Annotated in this window: 24 protein-coding genes and 1 pseudogene; 11 read left to right on the forward strand and 14 right to left on the reverse strand. The window is 70.0% G+C overall.

From position 1 onward, the window contains the following. Positions 1-17: 17 nt before the first annotated feature. Positions 18-2,363: a M20/M25/M40 family metallo-hydrolase gene (locus AWQ71_RS22055; protein ID WP_067136142.1), complete on the reverse strand. Its 2,346-nt coding sequence runs from the start codon at positions 2,361-2,363 to the stop codon at positions 18-20. A gap of 134 nt (positions 2,364-2,497) precedes the next feature. On the opposite strand from AWQ71_RS22055, the gene AWQ71_RS22060 reads away from it, so the two are divergent. From AWQ71_RS22060 to AWQ71_RS22070, 3 genes are read left to right on the forward strand one after another with little or no spacing between them, the layout of a single operon-like run. Beyond that, positions 2,498-3,115: a DedA family protein gene (locus tag AWQ71_RS22060; RefSeq protein WP_067136144.1), complete on the forward strand. Its 618-nt coding sequence runs from the start codon at positions 2,498-2,500 to the stop codon at positions 3,113-3,115. Beyond that, positions 3,099-4,202 carry a sensor histidine kinase gene (locus AWQ71_RS22065; protein WP_067136146.1) on the forward strand — a complete coding sequence of 368 codons (1,104 nt, stop codon included), beginning with the start codon at positions 3,099-3,101 and terminating at the stop codon, positions 4,200-4,202. Before AWQ71_RS22060 ends, AWQ71_RS22065 begins: the two co-directional genes overlap by 17 nt. Further along, the gene (locus tag AWQ71_RS22070; RefSeq protein ID WP_067136148.1) at positions 4,193-4,837 is read left to right on the forward strand and encodes a response regulator; all 645 of its coding nucleotides are present in this window, start codon (positions 4,193-4,195) and stop codon (positions 4,835-4,837) included. Before AWQ71_RS22065 ends, AWQ71_RS22070 begins: the two co-directional genes overlap by 10 nt. Positions 4,838-4,873: 36 nt before the next feature. Here AWQ71_RS22070 and AWQ71_RS22075 read toward each other — a convergent pair whose 3' ends face one another. Then, entirely contained in the window at positions 4,874-7,690 is a 2,817-nt protein-coding gene (locus AWQ71_RS22075; protein WP_067136150.1) for an AfsR/SARP family transcriptional regulator, read from the reverse strand. Between the two features lie 95 nt (positions 7,691-7,785). On the opposite strand from AWQ71_RS22075, the gene AWQ71_RS22080 reads away from it, so the two are divergent. The 4 genes from AWQ71_RS22080 (at position 7,786) to AWQ71_RS40385 (ending at position 9,940) form a co-directional block, all read left to right on the forward strand. Continuing rightward, on the forward strand, positions 7,786-8,238 hold the full coding sequence (locus tag AWQ71_RS22080) for a carboxymuconolactone decarboxylase family protein (protein WP_067136152.1): 453 nt from the start codon (positions 7,786-7,788) through the stop codon (positions 8,236-8,238). Between the two features lie 32 nt (positions 8,239-8,270). Then, positions 8,271-8,561, forward strand: coding sequence for a hypothetical protein (locus AWQ71_RS22085; RefSeq protein WP_067136154.1), 291 nt, complete (start codon positions 8,271-8,273; stop codon positions 8,559-8,561). Positions 8,562-8,658: 97 nt separating this feature from the next. Beyond that, entirely contained in the window at positions 8,659-9,492 is an 834-nt protein-coding gene (locus AWQ71_RS22090; RefSeq protein WP_084259201.1) for an isocitrate lyase/PEP mutase family protein, read from the forward strand. Between the two features lie 61 nt (positions 9,493-9,553). Then, a complete protein-coding gene (locus AWQ71_RS40385) occupies positions 9,554-9,940 on the forward strand; it encodes a thiol-disulfide oxidoreductase DCC family protein (protein ID WP_245658410.1) in 387 nt (128 codons plus the stop codon). A 69-nt stretch (positions 9,941-10,009) separates the two neighbouring features. Here AWQ71_RS40385 and AWQ71_RS43945 read toward each other — a convergent pair. From AWQ71_RS43945 to AWQ71_RS22120, 6 genes and pseudogenes are all read right to left on the reverse strand, one after another. Continuing rightward, positions 10,010-10,777: pseudogene (locus AWQ71_RS43945) on the reverse strand (HTTM domain-containing protein); the annotation flags it as partial. Further along, positions 10,765-11,271, reverse strand: a complete 507-nt coding sequence (locus tag AWQ71_RS22100) for a hypothetical protein (RefSeq protein ID WP_084259150.1) — start codon at positions 11,269-11,271, stop codon at positions 10,765-10,767. The gene AWQ71_RS22100 and the pseudogene AWQ71_RS43945, both read right to left, overlap by 13 nt. A gap of 109 nt (positions 11,272-11,380) precedes the next feature. Then, the gene (locus tag AWQ71_RS22105; protein WP_067136799.1) at positions 11,381-12,388 is read right to left on the reverse strand and encodes a lysylphosphatidylglycerol synthase transmembrane domain-containing protein; all 1,008 of its coding nucleotides are present in this window, start codon (positions 12,386-12,388) and stop codon (positions 11,381-11,383) included. A 247-nt stretch (positions 12,389-12,635) separates the two neighbouring features. Beyond that, positions 12,636-13,421: an SDR family NAD(P)-dependent oxidoreductase gene (locus tag AWQ71_RS22110; RefSeq protein ID WP_067136160.1), complete on the reverse strand. Its 786-nt coding sequence runs from the start codon at positions 13,419-13,421 to the stop codon at positions 12,636-12,638. A gap of 101 nt (positions 13,422-13,522) precedes the next feature. Further along, positions 13,523-14,113 (reverse strand): dihydrofolate reductase family protein, encoded by a 591-nt coding sequence (locus tag AWQ71_RS22115; RefSeq protein WP_067136162.1) that lies wholly within the window; start codon positions 14,111-14,113, stop codon positions 13,523-13,525. Positions 14,114-14,238: 125 nt separating this feature from the next. Beyond that, positions 14,239-15,663, reverse strand: coding sequence for a sigma-70 family RNA polymerase sigma factor (locus tag AWQ71_RS22120; protein WP_067136164.1), 1,425 nt, complete (start codon positions 15,661-15,663; stop codon positions 14,239-14,241). A 578-nt stretch (positions 15,664-16,241) separates the two neighbouring features. Here AWQ71_RS22120 and AWQ71_RS22125 point away from each other — a divergent pair. Beyond that, on the forward strand, positions 16,242-16,814 hold the full coding sequence (locus tag AWQ71_RS22125; protein ID WP_084259152.1) for a copper chaperone PCu(A)C: 573 nt from the start codon (positions 16,242-16,244) through the stop codon (positions 16,812-16,814). Between the two features lie 56 nt (positions 16,815-16,870). Here the strand turns inward: AWQ71_RS22125 and AWQ71_RS22130 are convergent, their stop codons facing one another. Then, positions 16,871-17,743 carry a LysR family transcriptional regulator gene (locus tag AWQ71_RS22130; RefSeq protein WP_067136168.1) on the reverse strand — a complete coding sequence of 291 codons (873 nt, stop codon included), beginning with the start codon at positions 17,741-17,743 and terminating at the stop codon, positions 16,871-16,873. Positions 17,744-17,839: 96 nt separating this feature from the next. Between AWQ71_RS22130 and AWQ71_RS22135 the strand changes: the two genes are divergently transcribed. Continuing rightward, entirely contained in the window at positions 17,840-18,781 is a 942-nt protein-coding gene (locus AWQ71_RS22135) for a quinone oxidoreductase family protein (RefSeq protein ID WP_067136171.1), read from the forward strand. 91 nt (positions 18,782-18,872) lie between these two features. Here AWQ71_RS22135 and AWQ71_RS22140 read toward each other — a convergent pair whose 3' ends face one another. The 5 genes from AWQ71_RS22140 to AWQ71_RS22160 form a co-directional block, all read right to left on the reverse strand. Then, entirely contained in the window at positions 18,873-19,292 is a 420-nt protein-coding gene (locus AWQ71_RS22140) for a DUF6463 family protein (protein ID WP_157570483.1), read from the reverse strand. 150 nt (positions 19,293-19,442) lie between these two features. Continuing rightward, on the reverse strand, positions 19,443-20,150 hold the full coding sequence (locus tag AWQ71_RS22145; protein ID WP_067136172.1) for a ubiquinone/menaquinone biosynthesis methyltransferase: 708 nt from the start codon (positions 20,148-20,150) through the stop codon (positions 19,443-19,445). 292 nt (positions 20,151-20,442) lie between these two features. Next, positions 20,443-20,898, reverse strand: a complete 456-nt coding sequence (locus AWQ71_RS22150; protein ID WP_218001905.1) for a DUF6463 family protein — start codon at positions 20,896-20,898, stop codon at positions 20,443-20,445. Then, complete coding sequence (locus tag AWQ71_RS22155; RefSeq protein ID WP_067136176.1) at positions 20,895-21,518, reverse strand: DUF2867 domain-containing protein; 624 nt, start codon at positions 21,516-21,518, stop codon at positions 20,895-20,897. Before AWQ71_RS22155 ends, AWQ71_RS22150 begins: the two co-directional genes overlap by 4 nt. After that, the gene (locus AWQ71_RS22160; RefSeq protein ID WP_067136178.1) at positions 21,515-23,446 is read right to left on the reverse strand and encodes a fumarylacetoacetate hydrolase family protein; all 1,932 of its coding nucleotides are present in this window, start codon (positions 23,444-23,446) and stop codon (positions 21,515-21,517) included. Before AWQ71_RS22160 ends, AWQ71_RS22155 begins: the two co-directional genes overlap by 4 nt. Before the next feature lie 93 nt (positions 23,447-23,539). On the opposite strand from AWQ71_RS22160, the gene AWQ71_RS22165 reads away from it, so the two are divergent. Together AWQ71_RS22165 and AWQ71_RS22170 are read left to right on the forward strand one after the other, a co-directional pair. Next, positions 23,540-24,106, forward strand: a complete 567-nt coding sequence (locus AWQ71_RS22165) for a TetR family transcriptional regulator (RefSeq protein ID WP_067136180.1) — start codon at positions 23,540-23,542, stop codon at positions 24,104-24,106. A 548-nt stretch (positions 24,107-24,654) separates the two neighbouring features. Further along, on the forward strand, positions 24,655-24,981 hold the full coding sequence (locus AWQ71_RS22170; protein WP_067136182.1) for a hypothetical protein: 327 nt from the start codon (positions 24,655-24,657) through the stop codon (positions 24,979-24,981). Positions 24,982-25,207: the final 226 nt, after the last annotated feature.

Here is a 25,207-nt window from a genome sequence, read left to right on the forward strand (position 1 = left end):
GGCGGTCGGGCTCTACCTCAGCCACTCAGTGACGAAGCCCTGGTGCTGGTCAGGGTGTAGCCGCGGGTGACCGCGACGAGGTCGCCGTCCTCCCTGGTGGCCGCGACCAGACCGGCAGGCCGGGGCAGGAATCCCGGCACCGCCGAGAAGCCGTCCGTTTCGGCGATCGCGGTGACGCGGATCCGGTCCGAGTCCGGGAGCCGCACGGTGATCTGGACTCCCGAGGCGGGGATGCCGCGGAAGCGGATCTCGGCGGGCCAGGTCCCGGCTCGCGTGCCGCTGACGGGGATGCTCACCGAACCGAAGCGACCGGCCGCCGCGGTGGCCTGGGTTATCGGGCGGTCGAGACGCAGCGTCACGGAACGGGCGCCCTTTCCGGCGGTCACGTGCAGCTTGAGCGTGCGCCCGTCGTACGCGATCACGGTGGCTCGCGGGCCGTCGGCGGTGATCGCGGGGGCGGGGCCGGTCCACAGTGTGCCGCGCGCGTACCCCGGAGGAAGCGCCGCGGTGTCGTGGCCGGAGACGTACCGCCTGGTCCACTCGGCGGGGTCGGTGTCGGCGCTGACCCAGTGGGCGACGCGGGTGTCGGCGTCCATGACGTACGCCAGGTGCGTGCGCTGCGGCCGGTCCGCGCCGAACGTGTCCGTGACCAGCCCGGTGCCGACCAGGCTCAGCGCGAGGACGGCGGCGGTCAGGGGCACGGCGACGACGACGCCCCGGTTCGGCCTGCTGCCCGGGTCGGGCAGGAAGAGTTCCACGATCGGCAGCACGGTCAGCCCGAACAGTGCCAGGACCAGCGCGCTCACCCCGCCGAGCGCCAGCCCCATCCCGTCGAACGCGTTTCCGGCGAGAGAGGGCAGGAGCATGGCGGCCGTGATCGGCCCGAGCGTCGCCGCCGCCACCCGTGCCCAGGCGGACGTGGGAAGCAGGAGCGCCGCCAGCGCGCCGAGCGCGCACATCAGCGCCGGCAGGGTGAACAGGAAGGCCGCTCCGGGGGCGAACCGGGCACACAGCACGCCGAGCGCGGCCGGCCAGGTCAGCGCGCCGACCGCCAGCGCCGCCGGTCCGAGCCTGCGGCGCAGCGGCAGGTACCAGCCGAGCACCGCCAGCGCGGACAGGGCCACGACCGCCGCCTGGTACGGCCGCGGGCGGTGCAGGAGCCCGCCCATCGTGTCGTAGGCCGGCCGTACGGCCACCAGCAGCTCCCACAGTCCTTGCGCCAGGGCGGCGGACGCGAGCAACGGCACGACGGCGGAGGCCGCCGCCACCGTCAGCCGGGGCAGGCTGAGCAGCCGCCCGGCGCGGGCGAACAGCGCCAGCCCCGCGACCGCGAGGACGGACAGCGCGGCCAGCGGCCAGACGACCACGTCCGGATAGGTGATCACGGTCCCGAGGGCGCGGAAGTACGTGACGTCATGGTCGGAGGTCAGCGTCCGCAGGTCCGCGTTCCCCAGGGAGCGGGCCAGCGCCAGCATGTTCGCGCCGTGGTGCTGCAGGCTGCCGCGGTCGAGGTTCGCGATGGTGTCCTCGGCGGTGTGGTAGAGCGAGGAACGCTCGATGTAGGCGAAGTTCATGCCGGTGAATCCGGCCTTGGTCAGCGGGGCGAAGTCGGTGTTGTTGGGCAGCAGCCGGTACATCTCGACCATGGCGGAGTCGCCGCGCGGAGCGGGGACGGCGTCGACGAACGTCTCGACCAGCCGGGCGTTGTCCCGGGAGGTCTCGAACATCAGCGAGGGGCCGCTCGTGCCCCGGGCCTCCCAGTTCAGCAGCACACCGCCCGTACGTCCCAGCGGATGTTCCCGGACGAACGCCTCGGCGCCGAGTACGCCGTCCTCCTCGCCGTCCGACATCAGCAACACGATGTCGTTACGCGGGTTGGCGCCCGAGCGCAGCGCCCGTACGGCCTCGATCATCGCGGCCACCGCCGCGCCGTCGTCGGAGGCGCCCGCACCCATCGCCGCGGAGTCGTAGTGGGCGGCGATGAGCACCGTGCCGGTCGAATCGGTTCCGGGGAGCCGGCCCACGATGTTGTCGACCTGGCCGAAGGTCGCCAGCCCCGCCGCCGAGCGGGCCCCGACAGACCGCTGGACCTCTACCCGGAGACCAGCGGCGCGCAGTCGAGCGGCCAGGTAATCCCTGGCCCGGTCGCGCGCCGCGCTGCCGATGGGCCGCGGTTCGGCGGCGAACCGCTTCAGGTGGGCCAGTGCCCGTTCGGCGCTGAACTCCGCGGTGGGCGCCGAGGCCGACAGGGGCTGCATCGTGCTGTCGGTCATGGCGGACAGCATGATCACTGCGACGAGGGTGGCGAGGGCCGCCAGTCCGGCGAGTATCCGTCTCGGGACGTCGAATAGCTTTCGGATCACGGATGGCGACGGTAGGTCCGGCCGCCGGGGCCGCGGTATGAGGCCGATCTCCGCGTGTATCTGTGGTTTTCCGCACCCCAGAACGGCCGCATGCCTCATTCCGGCCATATCGTGACTCTTCGTAATTTCGTGGCATGACGGATTGGCTGATCGAACTGATGGAAAGCCTCGGGGCGCCGGGTGCGGGGCTGGCGATCGCGTTGGAGAACCTCTTCCCGCCCCTCCCGAGCGAGGTGATCCTGCCGCTGGCCGGATTCACCGCGTCCCGGGGTGAGATGGACCTGGTGAGTGTGCTGCTGTGGACCACGGCGGGTTCTGTGGGGGGCGCGCTGGCGCTGTACTGGGTGGGCGCGCTGCTCGGCCGCGAGCGCACGCTGGCCCTGGCCGCCCGGATCCCGCTGCTGAAGGTCTCCGACATCGACAAGACCGAGGCGTGGTTTCTCCGGCACGGCCGCAAGACGGTGTTCTTCGGCAGGATGATCCCCATCTTCCGCAGCCTGATCTCGATTCCCGCCGGGGTGGAACGGATGCCGCTCGGCCCCTTCACGCTGCTGACCACGGTCGGCAGCCTCATCTGGAACACGATCTTCGTGCTGGCCGGCTACGTCCTGGGGGAGAACTGGTCGCTGGTCGAAACGTACGTCAACGTGGGCACCAACGGGGTGATCGCCCTGGTGCTGCTGGCCGTGCTCGTCTTCGTGGGGGTCAGGCTGGGCGAGCGGCACAGGGGACGGCATGCGGGTCGCGGCTAGGGGCCTGAGGCTACTGGGGGCGGTGGTCCTCGGGACGGTCACCGCCCTGCTGGACCTCGTCTTCGTCCTGGTGACGCTGCCGTTCGCCGGTCGGCCGGGCGTGCGGGAGGCGGCCCGGCGGCTGGCCGTGCTCGACGCCCGCCGCCTGCGCCTGGATCCCGCGGATCTGGGGCTCACGGCGGGTCACACCGACGGGCGCGAGCTGCGCTACCTGGCGGCCAGGGCGCCGGTGGGCGTGCTCGGCGGCCTGGTGGTCTTCCTGCTCGGCTGCGGCGTCGGCACGGCCGTCGTCCTGGCGTGGTCCTGGGGCAGGGGCCGGCCGGTCGACGGCATGCTGCCCAGCCTCCCGCTGCTCGCCTACTTCTGCCTGGCAGGTCTCGTCCTGCTGTTCCTCGACCTGTCGGGCCTCGTGGGGGTGCACGCCCTGGAGCAGCGGCTGGCCGTACGGATGCTCGGCCCGGACCCCTCGGAGGCGCTGCGGCGCCGGATCGCCGAGCTGACCGAGAGTCGTGCCGGGGTGCTGGCGGCGGTCGACTCCGAGCGGCGCAGGATCGAGCGGGACCTGCACGACGGGCTGCAGCAGCGGCTGGTGGCGCTGTCCATGCTGGTCGGGCGCGCCCGCCGGGGGCGGCCGGAGCTGCTGGAGCAGGTCCATGAGCAGGCGCAGCAGGCGCTGGTCGAACTGCGCGAGGTGGCCTGGCGCGTCTACCCGTCAGCGCTCGATTCCCTGGGGCTCGCCGATGCTCTGGCCGGGGTCGCCGAGCGTTCCGGCGTTCCGGTCACGGTCGTCTGCGACCTGTCGGCACGGCCGCCGGCGGCGGTGGAGACGGCGGCGTATTTCGTGGTCAGCGAGGCGGTGACCAACGCCGCCAAACACTCTCAGGCCACCGGGATCACCGTGGAAGTCGGTAAAAACGACACAATGGTCGTCGTGCGTGTTCAGGACGACGGCGTGGGCGGGGCGGACCCGGCGAGCAGCGGGCTGTCGGGGTTGGCGCGGCGGGTGGCCGCGCTGGACGGCCGCTTCACGGTGACCAGCCCGTACGGCGGGCCGACCCTGATCGAGGCGGAGCTGCCGTGCGGGTGATCCTGGCCGAGGACTCCACCCTGCTGCGCGAGGGGCTGGTCCGGTTGCTGGCCGAGGAGGGCCACGAGGTGCTCGCCGCGGTGGGCGACGCCGAAGCGCTGCTCGCGGCGGTGGCCGCGCAGCAGCCTGACGTGGTGGTGGCCGACGTTCGCATGCCGCCCACGCACACGGATGAGGGGCTGCGCGCGGCCCTGGAGATCAGACGACGCCGGCCGGACGTCAAGGTGCTGGTGCTGTCGCAGTATGTGGAGAAGAAGTACGCCACCGAGCTGATGAGCGAGAACATCGAAGGCGTCGGCTACCTGCTCAAGGATCGGGTGGCCCAGGTGGGCGACTTCCTGGACGCGCTGGAGCGGGTCGGGGCCGGGGGTACGGCGTTCGACCCGGAGGTGGTACGGCAGCTGCTCGCCCGGACCAGCCACGCCGACCCCCTCGCCCAGTTGACCGGGCGCGAGCGGGAGGTGCTGGAGTTGATGGCGCAGGGCATGGCCAACGCCTCGATCGCGCAGGCCTTGCACGTGTCGCAGAGCGCGGTGGAGAAGCATGTCAACGCGCTGTTCGACAAGCTGGCACTGTCCCACACCACCGGTTACAGCCGCCGGGTCCTGGCCGTACTGCGCTATCTCGGCTCCTGAGCCGGGGGCATACCGGTAGAACCGCCGACAGAACGCTCAGGCCTTCACGGTGTGCGGGGCGTCCTGCCATGCGGGCTCGCCGGCCTGCTCAAGGCCGGCCTGCGCAAGGAACGTGCGGACCTCCTCCGCCTCCGGAACACCGAGCTCCCCGTAAAGGCCGAGGGCCAGCCGCCCGTGCGCACCGGCCTGCTCTGAGTGCCCGAGTGCGAGGTGGGCGCGCGCCAGCCCGTCGTGCGCACGCGCCTGCTCCGGCCGGTTGCGCGTCAGGTCGGCGAGCGCGAGCGCGGCCGTGTGCTCCTCGACCGCCCGAGCCGGGGCGTCCGCCGCCTCGGCCAGCCCGTTGAGCGCGGCCGCCTCGTCGGCGGTGTTGCCGAGCTCGCGGTAGAGAGCCGCGGCCTGCTCATGGCGGGCGCGGGCCTGGGCGAGCTCGCCTTGGTGCCGCAGGACGACGCCGAGGTGGTTGAGGGTCACCGCCTCTCCGGCCGGGTTGCCCACCTTGCGGTGGAGCGCCAGCGCCAGGTCGAGATGGCGCCGGGCCTCCTCCGGACGGCCGGCCCGGTCGAGGACGAGGGCGAGGAGGCCGAGCACGTGGGCCTCGGCCCAGGAGTCGGCGCCGATCCGGGTGAGGTCGAGCGCCAGCTTGAGGTACTGCTCCGCCTGCGTGTCCTGGCGGCGACGCAGGGCCACGTTTCCCAGGGTGAGGAGCGCCCGAGCCCGTTCGTGGTCCTCTTCGCACCCGTCGAGGGCCCGGTGAGCGTGCTCCTCCGCGCGCTCGTACTCGCCGCGCCGCCAGTAGGTCCAGGCCAGGTCGGTGAGCGCGCGCGCCTGGACCTCGCGGTCGCCGAGCTTGCGGCTGCGCTGGAGCGCCAGGGTGTGCAGCGTGAGCGCGTCGTCGTGGTGCGCCTGCTGGTCGAGGTAGGGGCGCATCGTCAGAGCCAGGAGGCCGAGGCAGATCTCGGGTCCGTGGACGGCGGTCGCGATGATGTTGGAGCGCTCGGCATCGAGCCAGGCGATCGCCTCCGCGGCGTCGCGGATGGGCGCGATCGGGGCGGCCGGCTGGGGGACGCCCTCCCGCTGGCTGACACTGTGCGGGAAGAGCCGGTCCATCGCCGCGCGGGAGCGGTGCAGGTAGTAGACGAGCAGCCGCATGACGGCGCCGTCGTCCGCGGCGATCGAGCGCGCGTGCTCGCGGAGCAGGTCGTGGAAGGTGTACCTGCCCGGTTCGAGCTGCAGGAGCATGTGGGCGTCGAGGAGGCCTTCGAGGAGCTCCTCCGCCTCGTCCTCCGAGATCCCGGCCAGTGCGGCCGCGCCGTAGGCGTCGATGTCGCGCCCGGGCGCCAGTCCGAGCAGGCGGAACATGTGCTGCTCGGCCTCGTGGAGGTGCTCGTAGGAGAGGGCGAAGGCCGCCGACACCCCGTCCAGGAGCCGGCGATGGTCCCGCAGCCGGCCCGCCAGATAGGACACGGTCCAGCGCGGGCGGTGCTGGAGACGGGCGGCGGAGATCCGGATGGCGAGCGGCAGGTACCCGCACAGGCGCAGCACCTCGCGCACGGCGTCCGGCTCGTGGTGCGCGCGTTCGCCCACGATCCGCTCGAACAGCCGGGCCGCGTCCTCCTCGCCCAGCACGTCGACCGACAGCGCGTGGGCGCCGTCCAGGTCGACGAGCCGCCGCCTGCTGGTGACCAGGAGGAGGGAGTCGGAGTGGCCCGGCAGCAGGGAGCGCACGTGCTCGGCGTCGAGAGCGTTGTCGAGTACGGCGAGTACGCGGCGATCGGCCAGCTCGGCGCGCCAGAGGGCGCTCCGCTCGACGAGCGTGACCGGGATGCGGTCCGCGGGCACCCCGAGCTGGCGGAGCAGGGCCTCCAGCGCGGCGGCGGCGTCGATCGGCTCCCGGCCCGCGGTGTGGGCGTGCAGGTCGATGAAGAGCCGGCCGTCCGGATAGCGGGCGGCCAGCCGGTGGGCCACATGGACGGCGAGCGTGGTCTTGCCGACCCCGGCCATGCCGTCGATCGTGACGACCGCCGGCCCGTGGCGCTCGCCCAGCTGCTCCAGCTCGACGGCGCGTCCGGAGAAATCCGGAATGTCGTAGGGCAGGAAGGTGGAGCGACGCGGCGGGCCGGGAACCGCCGGCGCCGCGTCAGCCAGGCGCAACGCCGGGTCGTCCGCCAGGACCGCCCGCTCCAGCTCGATGAAGGCGTGTCCGGGGTCGAGGCCCTGGTCGTCCGCGAGAGCCGTACGGTACGAACGCGCCGCTGCCAGGGCGTCGGCCTGCCGCCCCGCCCGGTGCAGGGCCAGGACGAGATGGCCGTTGAGCTTCTCGCGGAGCGGGCTGGCGGTCACCTGGGCGGCGAGCTCGTCGAGTAGATCGCCGTGCCGCCCGGCGGCGAGCTCGCCCTCCACCAGGCGCTCGTATGCCGACAGGCGCCGGTCGGTCCAGAGCTCCCGGACGCCGCTGACGTAATGCGCGTGCACGTCCTCCAGCGCCTCGCCGCTCCACAGATCCAGGGCTTCGCGCAGCTCACCCGCGGCCACCAGCTCGGTGAACTCCTGCGCGTCGACCTGTCCGGGCTCCGGCTGCGCGACGTAGCCGCCGGCCCGCGTCTCAAGGAGGTGTCCGGCTCCCGCGCCGCGCAGGACCTTGCGGATCGCGGTGATGGAGGCATGGATCTGCGATCGGGCGGTGTCCGGTTGGTCGTAGCCCCACATCGCGTCGATCAGCCGCTCGATGCTGATCACCCGGCCGGCATTGAGCAGAAGGTAGGCCAGCACAGCCCGGTGACGTGGGGCGATGCCCGTCAGCGGCGCACCGTCGGCGACCATCTGGACGGGGCCGAGAAGGGTAAAGCGCAGCATTTTCTCCCCATCACCATCGCATCGTGCGCGCATAGCGAATGTATCAATCCGGGCAGCCACTCTGATCTCACACGAACTGAGACGGAGGAAACACGATGGAAGCCCGGATGAAGAACCCCGCCACGATCATCCCCGCCGCGATGAAGCCGATCATGGAATTGATGAAGGCCGCTCAGTCGCAGGGTCTCCCCCAGGAGCTCATGGAGATGGTCCACCTGCGGGTCAGCCAGATCAACGGCTGCAGCTTCTGCGTCGACGCCGGCCTGAAGAACCTGCGCAAGCTCGGTGAGAGCGACGACCGCATCGGCCTGGTCGCCGCCTGGCGCGAGGCTCCGTACTACACCGACGCCGAGCGGGCCGCGCTGGAGCTGGCCGAGGCCTCGACCCGGCTGGCCGACCGCGCCGACGCCGTCCCCGACGACGTCTGGAACAACGCCGCCGACCACTTCGACGAGCAGCAGCTGGCCTCGATCCTGCTGATGGCCGCCGTCACCAACCTCTTCAACCGCCTGAACGCCCCGATCCGGCAGATCGCCGGCAGCTGGTAAGCCACGAACCCCCACACATAGGAGACATCGACATGTCCGTCGTCCGCTCGCACCGCTACTCCGTCGCCGACGCCGACCTGGAGGAGTTCCTGGCCCGCCGGAGCTCGCTGATCGCGACCGTCCGGGAGGGGCACCCCGGGCTCACCCACGTCGTGCTGATCCGGCTCGAGGACGGCACCTACACCGACACCTGGCACTGGGAGACCGCCGGGCAGATGGGCGCCGCGCTCGCCGCCCTGCCCACCTTCCCGGAGGCGCCGCTGACCATGGCCCTCACCAAGGACGGCACCGCCCTGAACGGCCAGGTCGTCGACGAGCGCTGAGACCCGCTGATCGTCCGTCTGCCGCCCACGGGGTGAGGCCGCGGTCATGTCCGAAACCCGCTGGACCCCGTGCGGCGCGAACTGGTGGACTCTCACCATGACGACTCACGTTGAGAAGGCCCAGCTGTTCCGTTCCCTGCACGTCGCGGGCAGTCCGCTGCTGCTCGCCAACGCCTGGGACGCCGCCAGCGCACGCATTGTCGAAGCCGCCGGGGCTACCGCGATCGCCACTACCAGCGCGGGGGTGGCCTGGAGCCTCGGCGCCTCAGATGGCGACCGGTTGGACCGCCGCCGCGCCCTCGACCTCGTCGCACGCGTCGCGGCGGCCGTGGACGTCCCCGTGACCGCCGACATCGAGGCCGGGTACGCCGAGGACGCCGACGGGGTCGCGGATACCGTACGAGCCGTGCTTGAGGCCGGGGCCGTGGGGGTCAACCTGGAGGACGCCCACCACGGCGGGCCGACGCCGCTGCGGCCGGTCGAGGAGCAGGCGGCCCGGATCGGCGCCGCTCGCCGGGCCGCGGACGAGAGTGGGGTTCCGTTGTTCGTCAACGCGCGCGTCGACACCTACCTTCTTTCGGTGGGCGACCCCGACACCCGCTTCGACGAGACGCTGGCCCGTGCCGCGGCCTACGTCGCGGCCGGCGCCGACGGCGTCTTCATCCCCGGCCTCACCGACCTCCCGACGATCGCGGCCTTCGTCGAGAAGGTGGCCGTACCGGTGAACGTGCTCGCCGGGCCGGGCGCACCCGATGTGGCGGCGCTGGCGGAGCGGGGCGTCGCACGGATCAGCCTGGGCAGCTCCGTCGCCCAGGCGGCCTACGCGGTCGCCAGGAAGGCGGCCCTTGAACTGCTCGGCAGCGGCACCTACACCACGCTGACCGACGCCCTCGACTACGGCGAGATCAACGGACTGCTGGCGAACAACTGACCGCCCGCGTGGATTGCCGGTCGCCGTAGGACTTTCCGGGGCGTACGGCATGATGGGGGCTGTGGGTAGATCCTTGATCGTCTATGACGGGGACTGCGGTTTCTGCACCACCGCGGCGAACTTCATCGAGCGGCGCATGAACGTTCCCGCCGATGCTCAGCCTTGGCAGTTCACCGACCTCGCGGCACTCGGCACCACCCGGGAACGGGCGGAGTACGAGCTGCTTTGGGTGGACACCCAGGGCCGCATATACGGCGGGGCCCAGGCGGTGGCCAAGATCCTCATCGCGGCGGGACTGCCGTGGTCACCCCTGGGGCTGCTCCTGCGCGTCCCGCCCTTCCGGTGGCTGGCCCACGGGGTGTACCGGCTCATCGCCGACAACCGGCATCGGCTCCCCGGCGGCACCCCGATGTGCGTCCTGCCCGCCGACCAGCGCCGGAGCGGCTGACCCCGCTGCGTCCGCGGCGCCGTTTCGGACGAGACGCTCTGTCGGCAGGAAGGCGAACAGCAGGCAGAGCACGTGCGGCCAGAACATGATCGTGATCGTGGCGAAGACCATCAGATGGAAGGCGGTCAGCACGCCGACGGCGGCGTACCGCCACCGGCCGCGCAGGAAGAGGACCACGGGCGAGACCAGCTCCATGAGCATGATCCCCCACTGGGCCCAGTGCAGCGTCCAGGGGTAGTCGAGCAGCAACCGGCCGACCCCGGTACCCCGGCGCATCACGGCGCGGACCAGCGTCGCGCTGTTGACCCACTCGACGCCCCCGAAACGGAGCTTCGCGAAGGCCGACAGGAAGTACGTCGCCACAACCGCGAGCTGCACGCATCGGAGCGCCCACGCGGCCGATTCGGCCGAGCCGGAGCTCCGCCACCGGGCCCCCGCCACCGTTGGCAGGACCGCCAGCGCCACCACGTACGCGATGCGGTCGTGGTCGACCTTCCCGAACGAGAAACTGATGAGCAGCTGCTCGAAGTAGAGCAGGAAGATCGCCGTTCCGAGGACGCGCTGCCACCGGCCGGACGGCGCGAGCGCCGCGGCGGCCAGGGCCAGCGGGATCAGCGTCCAGGTGACGGCGACGATCAACCAGGGAGTCGGCCGGGGCAGATGGAGCAGCTCGGCGACGATCAGCGGCTTGTACAGGGCGGTCGCCGAGGCGTGCTGGGACCCGAGCGGGCGGAGCACCAGCAGATCGAGCGGGATGAACAGGTACGCGGCGATCCGGAAGACCGCCACTCGCGCGAGGGGAACCGGCCCGAAGAACCAGCGGTTCAGCGCAGCCATTGGGCCACCACCTTCTCTTCGGTGCCGACGAACCTACGGTCACGCAGCTTCAGATAGCGCATCACGAGCCGGGCCCCCGTCCAGCGCGGCTCCGCGGGGCGCAACCGGTCGTGAGCCTCGACAAGCTTGCCCACGAGCGCGGGATCGGCCTGGAAGCGCGGGATCTGGCCCTCCACTTCGGCCCGGTTCACCCCCACGATGGGCGCGTCGAGCGGCGCCTCCCGCCATGAGCCGTCCGGCATCCGGGCCTGCAGCGTCATCACATGGATGTTCCCGTTGGGCGGGGTGCTGGTGGAGTACATCCGGAACGGTCCGAAGGGGAAGGCGTCGTCGTCCCCCCAGAAGGTCCCGACGCAGAGCAGCGCGACACAGATCCCGGCGGCTACCAGCCGCAACCCCCTGGCTCGGGCGGAAAGGGAGGCCCGCCCGGCGACGGGCGGGTCGGTGGGCTCGGCGGAGGGGGGCATGGCGGGCCGTTCGCCTCGCGTGATCATGAGTGGTGAGTTTACCCAGCCGGTTCTTGACCGCGCCGGGCCTTTCCCATTCCGGTCAAATGTGCGAAATCCCGTAAGAGTTCGCCGAAGAATCCCGGGTGGAGAATATTCAGCGACGTATTTCCGATCGCTGCGAAGTCGGTGCTCGCTTGTCATCCCGCGCGGTCAGCGACCAGAGGGTCCAGGCCAGCCAGCCGACCGGGATCTCGATCAGGTGGGCGAAGAACCAGAACAGCAGCACGGCGGCCGCGGCCACCGCGGGCGCCACGCCGAAGCCGAGCAGTGCCAACGCGGTCGCCGACTCGCTGATCCCCGAGCCTCCCGGCGTGATGACGGCGGTGGTCAACACTCGGTTGATCGCGAAGGCGGCGATCGCTTCGGGGATGGGGATCCTGCCGCCGGTCACCTGCAGGCAGCCGATGAACAGGACGCATTGCAGCGCCATGTAGCTGATCATGCCGAGCGTGAGCTGTGGCCACTTGGTGCGGGTGATCTCGATGGTGGAGCTGCGCAGGTCGAGGAGGATGTTCCGCAGGCTGGGCTCGGATTTGATCGGCAGCCGTCTGACGACCCGATCCAGTCCCCTGCCCAGCAGGTCGGCCGCGCCTTCCCGGTAGAGGGCGGCCGACATGGCGGCCACGACCCCGAGGAGCAGCGCGCCGCCGGTGCCGGCGGCCACGGCCAGCCGGCTGTCCGGCACCCGCCCTGTGCCGACCAGGCACAGGAGCCCCACGGCGGGGAGAAGGAACCGTGTGAGCATGTTCCACACGCCCGTCACCACGGTCGAGACCACGACCGGCCGCCGCCCGAAGCCCCATCTGGCCGTCATCGTGAACGTCATGGCCACGCCCACGGCTCCGCCGAAGGGCAGTACGTTGCTGACACCGCTTCCGACACAGTTGATCAGAATCGCCCGGCGCCTGCTCAACCCGGGCAGGGAGCCGCTGAGCACAACCGAGTAGGCGCACAGCCCGGCCACCCACAGCCCCGTGAGCACGGCCATCGCGCCCCAGCCGATCTGCGAGAAGCGGTCGTAGAGCTCCTCCCACGTGACTCCGGCGATGCGTGGCAGGAAGACGATGAGCGTCGCCGCCAAAGCCAAAGAGATCAGCGACATCACAACCCTGCGGAGAGACGGGCGGCTCGCCGTCACCTCCGCCGGCACGGTCTCCCAGGCCACTTCTTCCGCCCCCGTCCTTCGATTCCGCCGGGTCGGCGAACGTCGCACTCAACGAAGAATAGTCGCAAACTTGCGCATTCGAGCAATAGATTCCGACGCGCTGGGCAACCTGGGGCTGCCCAGCGTCCACGCCGAAGGGGAACCGGGCGGGACCGCGGCGGGCGATTGGCGGCGACGCCCCCGTTCAGCTGGGGAACATCCCGGTGAGGTTGACGAACGTGCCCGTGATCCCGGCCGACCGGTCCGAGGCCAGGAACGCGGCCATGGCCGCTATTTCCACCAGTCGCGGCGAACGGCGCAGCATTCTCATCTCGTCCAGGCGGTCGAGGACGGCCTGAAAGGACGCGGCATCCGCGCGCATCGTGGCGTTGACCGCGGCGATCCGTTCCGGTGACAGCGTCTCCGGGATCCCGGCCGCCCAAAGACCCAGAGCCCGCACACCATGAGGGCCGACCTCTACCGCAAGGTTGCGGATGAAGGTGTCGGTCGCCGCGTCGGCGGGGCCGGTGCCGCCCATCATGGGGCTTCCGTAGGCGGATCCGCTGTCCAGCGCGAGGATCACTCCGGATCCCCGCTCGATCATGTGGCGGGCGGCCGTTCGTGCCGTGATGAAGTTCGCGGTTATCCCGGTCGTGACGGCGCGGGTGAAGTCACTCGTCTTCATGTCGACCAGCGGAACCCCTTGGACGTCTCCGCGCGAGATGAGGTTGAACGATACGTCGATGCTTCCTGCCTCGGACACCATCGCACGGGCGTGCTCGTCGACCGACTGCTCGTCAAGGGCGTCGACCACGGCCGCCTGGGCCCACCCGCCGGAGGTGGTGATCTCCGCGGCCAGCCGGTCGAGAGGCTCGCGGGTGCGCCCGGTCAGGAAGACCTTGGCCCCCTCCAGCGCGAAGGCCAGGGCGACGGCGCCCCCGACCTTGCCACCGGCGCCGTAGATGACGATGTTCTTGTTCTCCAGCAACATCCTTGCTTCTCCTGCTGTCGAGTCCCTGTGGGTGGAAAGAGGCGATGGCGGTCCCGCCCGCCCGAGGTCGTGAGCGGGCAGGACCTCCCATCCGGGGTCGCTCAGCGGGACTTGAGCCGGTAACGCAGGTGCGTCACGCCGCGCCCTTCGACGGTCACCGGGTCCTCCAGTTCGATGACGTCGTCGAGGTTGTCGAAGAAGCGGATGCCTGCACCGAGGAACACGGGCACCAGGTCCACGTGAACCTCGTCCAGCAGGCCCGCGTTGAGGCACTGCTGGGTGATGTCGGCGCTGGCGACCGCGACGATCTTTTCGCCGGCGACGGCCTTCGCCTTCTCGACGGCGCTCTCGACGCCGTCCGTGACGAAGATGATGGACGTGTCGTCCTGCGGCCAGCCGTCCGGCACCGTGTGAGTGACGACGAAGACGGGGGCGCCCATCGGGTGTTTGCCGCCCCAGCCCTTCGCGTCGTCGAAGGTTCGGCGGCCGGAGACCAGCGCGCCGACCTTGGTGGTCGCGTCGCGCAACAGAGCCGCGCTCGCCTCGGACATCTGGAAGGTGTACTCCGGGACGGCCGTCGGGACGGCGACGTCGCCGTTGAAGTACCAGCCGAACAGCCGGTCCGCCCCACTGGAGGGGTGGGCGACGAAGCCGTCCAGCGACATCGACATATTCGCGATTACCGTGGCCATGGTGTCTCTCCGTTCTTACCTGCCGCGGGTCACGGGTGCTCGCCGCGGGCGATTGTCGAACGTTGAGACGCATCCGGTCCGGAGAACTCATCGGTCCGATGTCCCGCCGGCCGCTGTGGCGTACCTCAAAGCGTCAGCGGCAGGCCGAACGCGGGGAGCAGGTGAGGTTCGAACGTGGTGATTTCCACGATCTTCCCGTCGGCGATCCGGATCACGTCGAGGTTCTGCGCGCGGTAGACCGTGGTGCCCGGCCGCTGCACGTAGCCGGCCATGGCCGGCTGCCCGTTGGCTCGGGTCGGCAGGTGCCGCCAGCGTCCGAGGTACTGAGGCGAGCCGGAATCGAACGCCGGCGCGACGAAGGACAGGATCGCGTCACGGCCCACGAACCACAGCGGGTTCGGCGGCATCGTCAGCCGCGCGTCCTCGCTGAGCAGCTCCGCCATCACGCTGATGTCGGCCTGTTCGGCGGCCGCCATGTAGCGGTGCACGATCGCGCGTTCCTCCCGGCTGAGCGTCTCCGAGGCCGCCCAATCCGTACGGCGTTCGGGGAGACGCTTGCGCATCGTCGGCCGGGCCCGTTGCAGCGCGCTGTTCACCGCCGGGACGGAGAGCTCCAGCAGCTCCGCCGTCTCGGTGGCCGGCCAGCCGAGCACGTCCCGCAGGATCAGCACCGCACGCTGGCGGGGCGGCAGATGCTGGATCGCGGTCAGGAACACCAGCTCGATCGTCTCCTTGGACACCACCGCCGCGTCCGGCCCGATCTCATCCGAGACCACCCCGTCCAGGAGCCGGTCGGGGTACGGCTGCAGCCAGGTGACACGCGCGGGAGGCTCCCCGCTGCCATGCTCCATCCCCGGCAGCGCCTCGTAGTGCCGCGGCCGGCGCGTGTGCCGCCGCAGAAAGTCGAGGCAGGCGTTGGTGGCGATCCGATACAGCCACGCGCGCGCGGTGGAACGCCCCTCGAAGCCGTCGCGTTTGCGCCAGGCCCGCAGGAACGTCTCCTGCACGAGGTCCTCGGCGTCGTCGTAGGAGCCGACCATCCGGTAGCAGTGCACCTGCAGCTCCGGCCGGTACGGCTCGACCACGTGGGCGAACATCGAATCGTTCCCCGAACGAACGGCGGAGAGAGCCGCGGCGGCCTGCTCCTCGTCCGGCCGGACGCGCGGTCCGGATTCGGTCGCCGATTTCGTCGCTGATTTCGTCACCGATTCCGGCGTGACGATTTCAACGGCCGTCCGCGGCCTTCGCTCGACCACGGCGATCCGGTCGGCGTCACGTGCGCTCCGGGCGATGCGGCGCAACCTGCCGATCGAGGACGACAGTGTCGTCACCTCGGAGTAGAACACCTCCGGCGGTTGCGGAACCAGCAGTTGGACCCGCCGCTGGACTTCGGCGATCAGCTCCCGCACCGCCCGCTCTCCCGGTGCGGCCTGCCGCGACCGGTGCGCCTTCTGCCGGCACGCGGCCGAGCAGTACACCGACGATCGACCCGGTTTGCCGGTCCGGCCCGGCAACGACTTGCCGCAGCTACGGCACACGTCCTCAGACATTCTCCGCACCCCATTACGTCACGCCGGTCGGCGTTACGATCAACCCTCGCCCCGTCAAGCACTGGATCGCCGGTAATACGTTACGGGCTTTCGCCGAGACGTTTCAGTCCCGCCGCGCCGCCCCGCTCACGCCGGCCGGGGCCCGCCACCGCATGTCGTATCCGACATGCTCGGCCATGCCGGCATCGCGCGGTGACGTACTCCTTATGGCAAGAAAGCGCATCGAGGAGATGGGCGGAAATCCGGATCTGTTCATAGAGCGCAAAGCGGCGACCATTTTACTGATGGAAAGCCATGATTAAACGTCGGTTTCCAATATGCGTCGGTCGTCGAGCAGCCCGGGTGGCCCTGGCCAGCACTGATAGCATTTCCCTGTGGCGTCGCTCCCAATTTTCCGCGTCGCCCGGGGACGTGCGGCGGCCATCGGCTCCAGGCCCTTGATAATCAACCCCGCTGGAAATGCGCTCCCAAACTTCGTCCACCCGCTGGGCGGGCGAGGCGCATTCTGGTGACTCACTCACCGAACAGCCTGGTAAGAGCAGCCCCCGGGACTTCACCCATCCGACCACGGGAGCGCTATGAGAATGTCACGACAGGAAGCAGGAGCCGGTGTCCGCGGCGGTATCCCGCGAGCGGCGACATGGAACGTCCTGCTGGCGGCCTGCCTGCTGCTGACGCTCCTGGCCTGCACCGCCCGTGAACCCGCCGAGCGGGAACATCGTGCCCGGAGCCGTAACGCCCTGGTCGACGGGCAGGTCGGGCCCATGCGACTGATCCACGTCCACATCCTCGCCCCACCGATGAACCAGCAGAAAGCCGGCGACAACCTGGGCCTGTACCTGACCCTGGTCAACAACAGCGACCGGCCCCAGACCCTTGACGGCGTCAGCACCGTACACGCCGACGAAGTCGTCTACCGCTCAGGCCCGGCCGCCGCCCCAAAGCCCATCCATGTGACGATCCCTCCGCATGGGACCCTCTCGCTCCAGGAGGGCCGCGATCGTCCGCACCTGGAGCTGATCCGCATCCACCGGCCGCTTGGCGCGACCCCGATCGACGTCACCTTCCGCTTTCCCACCGCGGGCACTCTCACCATGCGCATCCCGGTACTGCCGTTGTCACATGGTGCCGGATCACCCACGCCCAGCTGAGCCGTCGCGCCGCGCATGCTGAAGCACTGCTCCTCGACCCGGCGCGAGGCGCTCCCTCAGCCGCTCGTGGGCGCTCGCAGGGTACGCAGTTCGCCGAGCAGGTCGCGGATCAGCGCCGACCCCGCCAGTTCCCGGGTGGTCACGTAGCCCACCCTGCGCAGCGGGGCGCCGTCACCGAGCTCAGTTGTGGCGACCTTGGGTGGTGCGCCCACCGTCGACAGCCGCGGCACGATCGCCGCGCCGAGCCCGTGGCCGACCATCGACATGACGACGCCGTCGTCCTCGACCGTGATGTCGCCAGGCGGAATCCACTCTTGCCCGGCCAGCCAGCGCCGGGTCTCGCCTGAGCAGTTCTCATGCCAGTCGATCATGGGCAGCGAGCGCGGATCCGGATGCCCGGCCGGATAGGCCAGGACGTACGGCTCGGCGTACAGCTCCCTGCTGACCAGCCCGTCAACGTACACCGGAAGCGAGACGACGCCCACGTCGGCCCGTCCGTCGGCCACCTCGCCGGCGATGCCTTTGCCCAAGTCAGGCACGATGCGCACATCGACGGTGACCTGAGGGTGGCGCCGCCCGAACCGCACCAGCACTCTCGGCAGCAGGTGGAAGGCGGCGCTGCGGAAGGCGGCCAGCCGGATGGTCCCGGTGGCCCCGCCGGAGGCGGCGGTGCGCGTGTCGGTCTTCATGACCTCCATGAGCCGCAGGACGCGCCGGGCGTGGCCGACCGCGACCTCCCCCGCCGCGGTGGCCTGGGCGCCGCCGCGTCCTCGGTGGAACAGCACGGCCCCCATCTTCCGCTCGGCGGCGCGCAGGGCGTGCGAGACCGCCGACTGGGTGAGCCCCAGCCGAGCCCCTGCCGCCGACACGCTGCCCGCGCCGTCCACGGCGACGAGCACGCGCAGTTCGGCCGCGGTCAGATCGTTCACGGCTGCGACAACATATGAAGGACCTTCATACATTCCGCGCAATGCAGAAACGCCACCCGCTCGCCGGCCTTCGGCGCCGGTCCTAGCGTGGCGTGCATGAGAGTGATGCATGCCGAACGGCTTGGCGGTCCCGAGGTGCTGACCCTGGCCGAAGTGCCCGACCCGGTGCCGGGCCCCGGCGAGACCCTGGTGGATGTCGAGGCCGCCGGGCTCAATTTCGCCGACCTCAAGCGGCTCGACGGTTCGTACCTGCCGCCCGCGCTCCCGTTCGTGCCGGGCGGCGAGGTGGTGGGCCGCACCGCGGACGGTCGCCGGGTGCTCGCCTTCGCGGGCCGCGCCTTCGCGACGAAAGCGCTGGCGAAGGAGGTGGTGGAGATCCCGGAGGAGCTGCCCGCCGGCGCCGCGCTGGCGCTGCTGGTCCAAGGCCTGACCGCGTGGCATCTCCTGCGTACGGCGGCGCGGATCGCACCCGGTGAGAGCGTCGTGGTCAACGCCGCGGCCGGTGGGGTGGGCCACCTGGCGGTGCAACTGGCGAAGGAGTTCGGAGCCGGGCGGGTGATCGGCACGGCGTCCACCGAAGAGAAGCGTGAGGTGGTGCTGGGCCTCGGTGCGGATGCGGCGGTCGACGGCGCCGCGGACGGATACGCCGAGCGGGTGATCGAGGCCAACGGCGGCTCTCAGGTGGACGTCGTCCTGGACGCCGTGGGCGGGGCGGTGTTCGACGCCGCGCCCTACGCGCTCGCCCCGTTCGGCCGCCTGATCACTTACGGGACCTCGGGCGGCGTCGATCCGAAGCCGGTCGATCCCGGCCTGCTCAGCGAGCGCAACATCGCGATCGGCGGCTACTGGCTCGGCGCCCACCTGAACCTGCCCGGGAGCGCCGCCGACGCACCGCTGGCGGAACTGATCGAGCTCGCCGCCGCCGGCCGGTTGCGTCCGCTGACCGGCGGAGAGTACGAGCTCGCGCAGGCCGGTCTGGCCCTGGCGGACCTGGCGGCCCGACGCACGGTCGGGAAGGTCATCCTGCGCAATCGTTGAGCGTGGGGCGCGGCCGTCAGGCACCTCGGTCCATGGGATGCGCCGGCCTCCGGTCGCCTGCGGCGTGCCGCGCCGGCAGGCGGCTCACCGGCTATCGGCTCTTGCGCTTGGCGGTGATGTTCGCCGCGATGAGCAGCCCGGCAGGGACGATCGCGGAAATGAAACCGCTCATTCCGATCAGTCCTACGCCCAGCGCGCCCCAGGCGAGGATCGCCCAGCCGAAATACCCGGGAACGTGTTGTCCCTGCCGTCCCACCCGCGCCAGGAGTATCCCCAGCAGCGCCAGCACCACGACGAATCCACCGGGAAGCGCCCAGAACAGTGCCAACGACTCATCGTCCGCGGCACCGTTGCGGAGGTCCCCGGCGAGCCAGCTGGACCAGGGTACGAAGGGGGCGAACATGGCGGTGTGCGCCAGGGCGATGAAGATCAGGCTCCGGCCGGCCCAGATGGTGAGCCGGCTCGGGGGCGTGGCCACCGCGGATGGGGAGACCGTGGATGTGATGTCCATGGTCGCCAGCCTCTCTCGGCGGCGGTTCGGTGTGCTCCCCCGTGAGGGGGATGCCGCTCCCTCCCTCCGGGGAATGCCGCACAGGTGCGGTGCCCTATGGTCGCTCGGGGAAGGAAAGCGGCCCCGTTTTGGTCAGGCGGGCCAACACCGTCATCTCGGCTTGGTGGCCCACAGTATGACGTTTGTGCCGAAGAACTTCTTGCGCCACCCGATGTTCTTGAAACCGAGTCCACTCAGAATGCCGGCGATATGTTGCGGTGATTTGAAGGCGAGCGTGCTGGATTCAAGATAGCTGTAGGACGACCGGTCGCGAGCCACAACCCGTCCCAGCAGCGGAACAAATACGCGAACTCCCCAATCCACGATCGGCTTCACCGGGCCGCTCGGGGGGCACGTTTCGAGGATCACAATCCGGCCGCCGGGCTTAAGAACTCGGTATTGCTCGCGGAGCACCCCGTCCAGGTCTTCGACGTTCCTGAGAAGATAGCCCTCGGTGATCCCGTCGAAAGACTCGTTCTCGAACGGCAGGCAGGCCGCGTCCGCGTGCTGCCATCGAACCGCGTCGGCCCCGGGCTTGGCCTTTGCGCGAGTCAGCATCTCTTCCGAGAAGTCGACGCCCGTCACGGCGGCGGCAGGGTACCTCCGTGCCGCCGCCAATGCGATCACGCCTGTTCCTGTGGCCAAGTCCAGGAGCTGTCCGCCCGCCGGTGGTGCGAGGCGTGCGGCCACCTCGAGGCACCATCGTTCATGGCGGCCGAGCGTCATGACGAAATTCATCCGATCGTAGTACCCGGCGATCTTTTCGAAGATCCCGTGCACTTCGGAGCCTTTGCCGCGAGGCGTGCGGTTATTTGCCACCTCTAAGACCTCCTCTATCAGGAATGCTCACCGTCGACTCGGTCCGGGCGAGGTGGCGACTCGCTCTGGAGTCGGTTCCGGCCACGTCCGGCCCGGCCATGACTGCAACAATAAAGAGCCCGATCGGCGCTGATTCGACCGGCGGTCGCAATCAGAAGAGCAGAAGGCCGGGAAATACCACGGGAATATACATGTCCCGTTCGCCGACCCGACTGCACTCGACCGGCGTTCCGGCCCGGCTTGTGGAGGTCATTTTACCGCCGTACTTTCCGCCGCCACCGGCGGGTGCGAATCACGCCGGGCCCATCTCCTGCTCTCGGGCCGCTTCCGATCGATGTTCGTGCCGCGCCGCCAAGATGATGAGTGCCCCGGAGATCGTCCCGGCGAAGAACGGGGACGGCACAAGAAGGACGCCGCCCAGCACACACCACGCCGCGAGGCCCCAGCCGATTCCGGCGGGCACCGCCACCCCGCGTCCGGCGAGGTGCCATGTCAGGCAACCCAGGAGAATCAACGGCACGGCGAAGCTTCCCGGACCAGCCCAGAAGGTGACCTCGTTCTGAAGGGAGTCCACCGTCTGAACGGCACGCCCATCCGCGAGTACGAGCGGGATGGCTGCCCACATCCCCCGATCAACCCAGTCGGTGATGTCCTCCCAGTCGAAGAGCGCCAGCAAGGACAGGTGCCCTGTTCCCAGGAAGAGCATGATCCCGCTCGCCCAGCGGAGCATCCGCTTTCTGGCGTTCACGGTGACGTCCTTTCGTCGTGCTCGGCCTCCATGTGGTCGCGGTCGCGGACGAGCCAGGCTCGCTCCCATCGCCGGGTCAGGGCCGGGTAGACGATGAGGTACCGGAAAGGCGCGATGGCGGCCATGTAGAGCCGGCCGAACAGCCCGTTGGGCTTGACGAGGACGGCCATCCGCAGCTCGTAGTCGCCGTTCGCGCCTTGAGCCCAGCCGAGATGCATCAGGGTGTGCACGGTCGTGTTCGCCAGCTCGCGAACGGACTCCGTGTCGAGCTCGTAGATCGCTTTGAGGGGCATGGCCTTGCTGTCCGGACCGCGGGGAGCGTCCCGGATGTCGCCGGGCAGGCGGTCGCGGAGCGAGGTGACCCGCGCGCCGATGCCCGCTGACGGCCGGTCCCATCCGAGGAGGGCGCCGATCTTCCACCGGAGGGCGAACAAGAACCGCGCCGGCCAGGGTTGCTGCGCGAGCCCGCCGGCGGCTCGCATCGCCGCGAGCATCGCGGGGAAGTCGTCAGGCCCGGCTCCGGGTGTGCGGAACGACCACACATCCTCGATCGCGAAGTCACTCGTGAATTCGTGGACGCGCCACGGGCGGGAGGTGTGCGCGGTCTTCGGCAGTCTCACGCGAGCGCCTTCTCGGCCATCATGGCCATCAGCGTCATCTGGTCCAGATGAGGTGTGGTGGCGGGGTCGAGTTCGCGGTAGCGCCGGTGCAGGTTGACCACGATCCGCTCGGCGTCCAGCCAGGTGGCGTACTCATCCAGGTCCACCGCCTTGATCGCCTCGGGGAAGGGCAGGCCGCGGGCGTGGGCGGCGTCCGCCTGCTCGACGACGTGGGTGAGGTAGCCGCGCACCGCGCGGATCCCGTCGGGGTCGGCGATCGGGCCGTGGCCGGGGACGATCGTGTGGGCGCCGGTGGCGATCATCGCGTCGCAGGCGGCGATCCAGTTGGCGATCGGGCCACTCCACACGATCGGGGTGCAGCCGATGAACAGCAGGTCGCCCGCGAAGAGCACACCCGCGTCCGGCACATGCACGACCGTGTCGGCGCTGGTGTGGGCGGGGCCGAGGTTCACCAGGCGCACCTCGCGGCCGCCGACGTCCAGGGTGAGCTCCCTGTCGTAGGTCAGGCCGGGCAGCCGCAGGCGGATGCCGCTGAAGTCGAAGGCGTCGAAGCGTTCGCGGAAGTAGGAGGTCGCCGGGCCGATGTCCATGACCTGGGTGGCGGTCAGCATCTCAGGAGGCATCTCATGCCGCATCTCCGCGCAGGTGGCCTCCGCAGAGATGATCTTGACGTGCTCGCCCAGCAGCTGGTTGCCGTGCGTGTGGTCGCCGTTGGAGTGGGTGATCGCGGCGTGGGTGAGCGGGTGCCGATCGGTGATCTCGCGCATGGCGTCGAGCATCTCGGCGGTCAGCGGCAGGTCGAACAGGGTGTCCACGAGGAGGGAGGCGCCCTCGCCCGTGACCAGTCCGGCGTTGCTCAAGCCGTACCCGCCGTCGGGCAGCAGCCAGGCCCACACGCCCGAGCCGATCTCGTGCAGGCCGCGCGAGTAGGGCAGCTTCGACGGGGCGCTGTTCACGCGCGGGCGCGGCGGCCGCCGGTCGGGGTTGTGCCGGGGCGTCAGCGGGTACGGCGCGGCGGACGCGCGGACGGTCTGGCGGGTGCGGCCCAGCCCCTCGACCGTCAGCTCGACGACGTCGCCGTCCCGCAACCAGCCGGGGAACGCGGACGGATCGGCGAGGGACAGGTGCTCGATGAGGCAGCAGCCGGGCACCGTGCCTGAGCCGAACACGTCGCCGGGCATCAGGTCCACGCCCCGCGAGGCGTAGGAGATGACCTCACCGAAGCTCCAGTCCATGGTTTCGGTAGAGCCTGAGCCGATGATTTCGCCGTTGACGGCGGCTTCGACCCACAGGGCGAGCCTGCCGTCGCGGCGGTGGGGCTCCAGCTCGTCCGGGGTGACCAGGAACGGGCCGAACGTGGTCGCGCCGTCCTTGCCCTTGGCCTGGCCGATCGCCAGCGGCGTCTCGCGCAGCTGCAGGTCCCGCGCCGACCAGTCGTTGTAGATGGTGTAGCCGATGATGCGTTCCTCGGCCTGTTCCGGCGTGAGGTCCCGGCCGCCCGGGCCGATGACCGCGGCGATCTCCAGTTCGAAGTCGAACCAGGCGCTGCCCGGCGAGATCGTCACATCGTCGTACGGGCCGGCGATCGTCGAGGGGCAGGCGAAGTAGAAGGCCGGGATCCGATACCAGGCGTCCTTGAGCGTGCGCGGCTGACCGGCGGCCTGCTGGCAGTTGCGCATGTGGTCCAGGAAGCACAGGCAGTCGCGGATCGAGGGCGGACGCGGGATCGGCGGGCGCAGCCTGGCCTCGGCCAGCGGGACCGTCTGTGCCGACGACGCCAACGCTGCCTCTCCCGTCGTACGCAGCTCTTCCGCGCCACGGCCGATGAGATCGAGCAAGCTGACGCCCGGCGCGACGGGATGGATCCAGTCCTCTCCGATCACTCCGACGCGGTCGCCGGTGTTCGTCGCGTAGGTCACCCAACGCATGGAGAACCTCCTCAGCTGTTCTATGTTGACTGACATAGGCTATATCGATCAGCATTTGCTCTGTCATTCGGCACACCTGGTTTGATGGTCCGCATGGCCACGCGACGTATCCAGAGGACCGAGGAGAGCCGCCGGCTGCTGGTGACGGCCGCCGCCGAGCTCTTCGCCGAGAAGGGATACCGGCAGACGAGCTTCATCGACATCGCCGACAAGGCCGGCATCAGCCGTGGCTCCATCCCGTGGCACTTCGGCAACAAACTGGGCCTGCTGGAAGCGGTGATCGACGACCAGATCCAGGTCGTGCTGACCATGTCCGCCTCGCCTGCGGAGGAACGCTCCAGCGATCCGCTGGACCAGGTCATGGGCTTCATCCGCCTACCGGTCACGCGCTTGTTCATCACCTTGCTCGCCGAGGCGGTGGAGGGTGACTCGCCGATCCGCGAGCACTACGCGCGGCTCCATGCGGCGCTCCGGGAGGCGGTGCAGGCCCGGATATCGGAGGAAGCGTTGCCTGCGGGCACCGTCCCGGAGGCCCTCGCGGTGGTGCTGGTGGGTGCACTCATCGGTGTCCACGCCCAATGGCGGGTCGCCCCCGAGGCGGTGGACCTGGACGCCGTCCACGCCACGCTCCGTGTCCTGCTGCCGGAGGGCCTCAAGTAGGCCGGACGCCGTTGCCGGCTCTCCGGCTCGCGACACCCCGGGCCGGAACCTTGGCCGGGTCGGTCACTCTCCATCTCGTACCGGCCCCAGGGAGCGCCGCGCTGGAGCGTTGCCGCAGGTCCCCGGGCGACGTCGGCGCGACAACGCGCGCGCCAAATCGGACATACTTCCACTTTGTTAGATCCCGGGTTGTCGTCTGGATATTTCGGACAATTTGCCTGACGTGTCACTACCCCCTCCGTGCCGGTGACCATTATTAATTACTCTCGGTAAATCGCCGAATATGAGATATACCGGACACTCGTTGACACTTGGGTACATCTAGTCTGGCATTTCGCCGCATCCGGGTCCGCTACGCTATCCACCGTTCGTACCGCCCCAGCGGAAACATCGCGTGCCGGACCGCGCATATGTCCGGGAGTCCCGCGATTTGCCGACCGCACCCGCGGTTCCGAAGCGATGTTTGCGGATATGGCATACGTCATTCCGCTCTCGAATTGTTCGTATCGGTCCACCGAATGGGCCTACCTCCTATGAAAGGTTTTGCTATGCGCATGACACACGTCCTCCGCTCGTCCGTGCTGGGCCTTGCGGCGATGACGCTCGCCCTCGGCCTCTCCGCCTGTGGCGGAGACGGCGGTGGGGGCGGCATCGACAAGGCCGCACTCGTCGCGAAGATCAAGGCGAGCGACCCGGAGTTGAAGGACATCCCCGAGAAGACGCTGGCGTGCCTCGCGGATGCGGTGATCAAGTACGGTGACCAGGGCAGCATCCAGGGCTTCCTCGACGGCTCCGTCGCGTCGGTGGACGACATCAAGGGCCTTGGCAAGGAGAACAAGGAGGCCGAGGCGGCCGGCGCGAAGTGCGTCGAATAGCCTGGCCCGCCGGTCGGGTGGCGGTGGAGTGCGCCGACCTGCCCGGCAAATGAGGGGCGTAGGCGGCGTTGCCTTTGTCGGTTTGTTTTCTCGCTCGCAGAGCGTGATGAGAAGTTACGGGAATCGTGGGGCCGGGCCGGCCGAACCACCGCTGAGCGCGTGAAATCCCGCCCCGATTGCGGCGGCCATCTCCGTGGCGGAAATATGAGGACTCCCGGCGGGTGCG

The sequence above is a fragment of the Microtetraspora malaysiensis genome (genome assembly GCF_001528665.1).
Lineage (GTDB): Bacteria > Actinomycetota > Actinomycetes > Streptosporangiales > Streptosporangiaceae > Microtetraspora_A > Microtetraspora_A malaysiensis.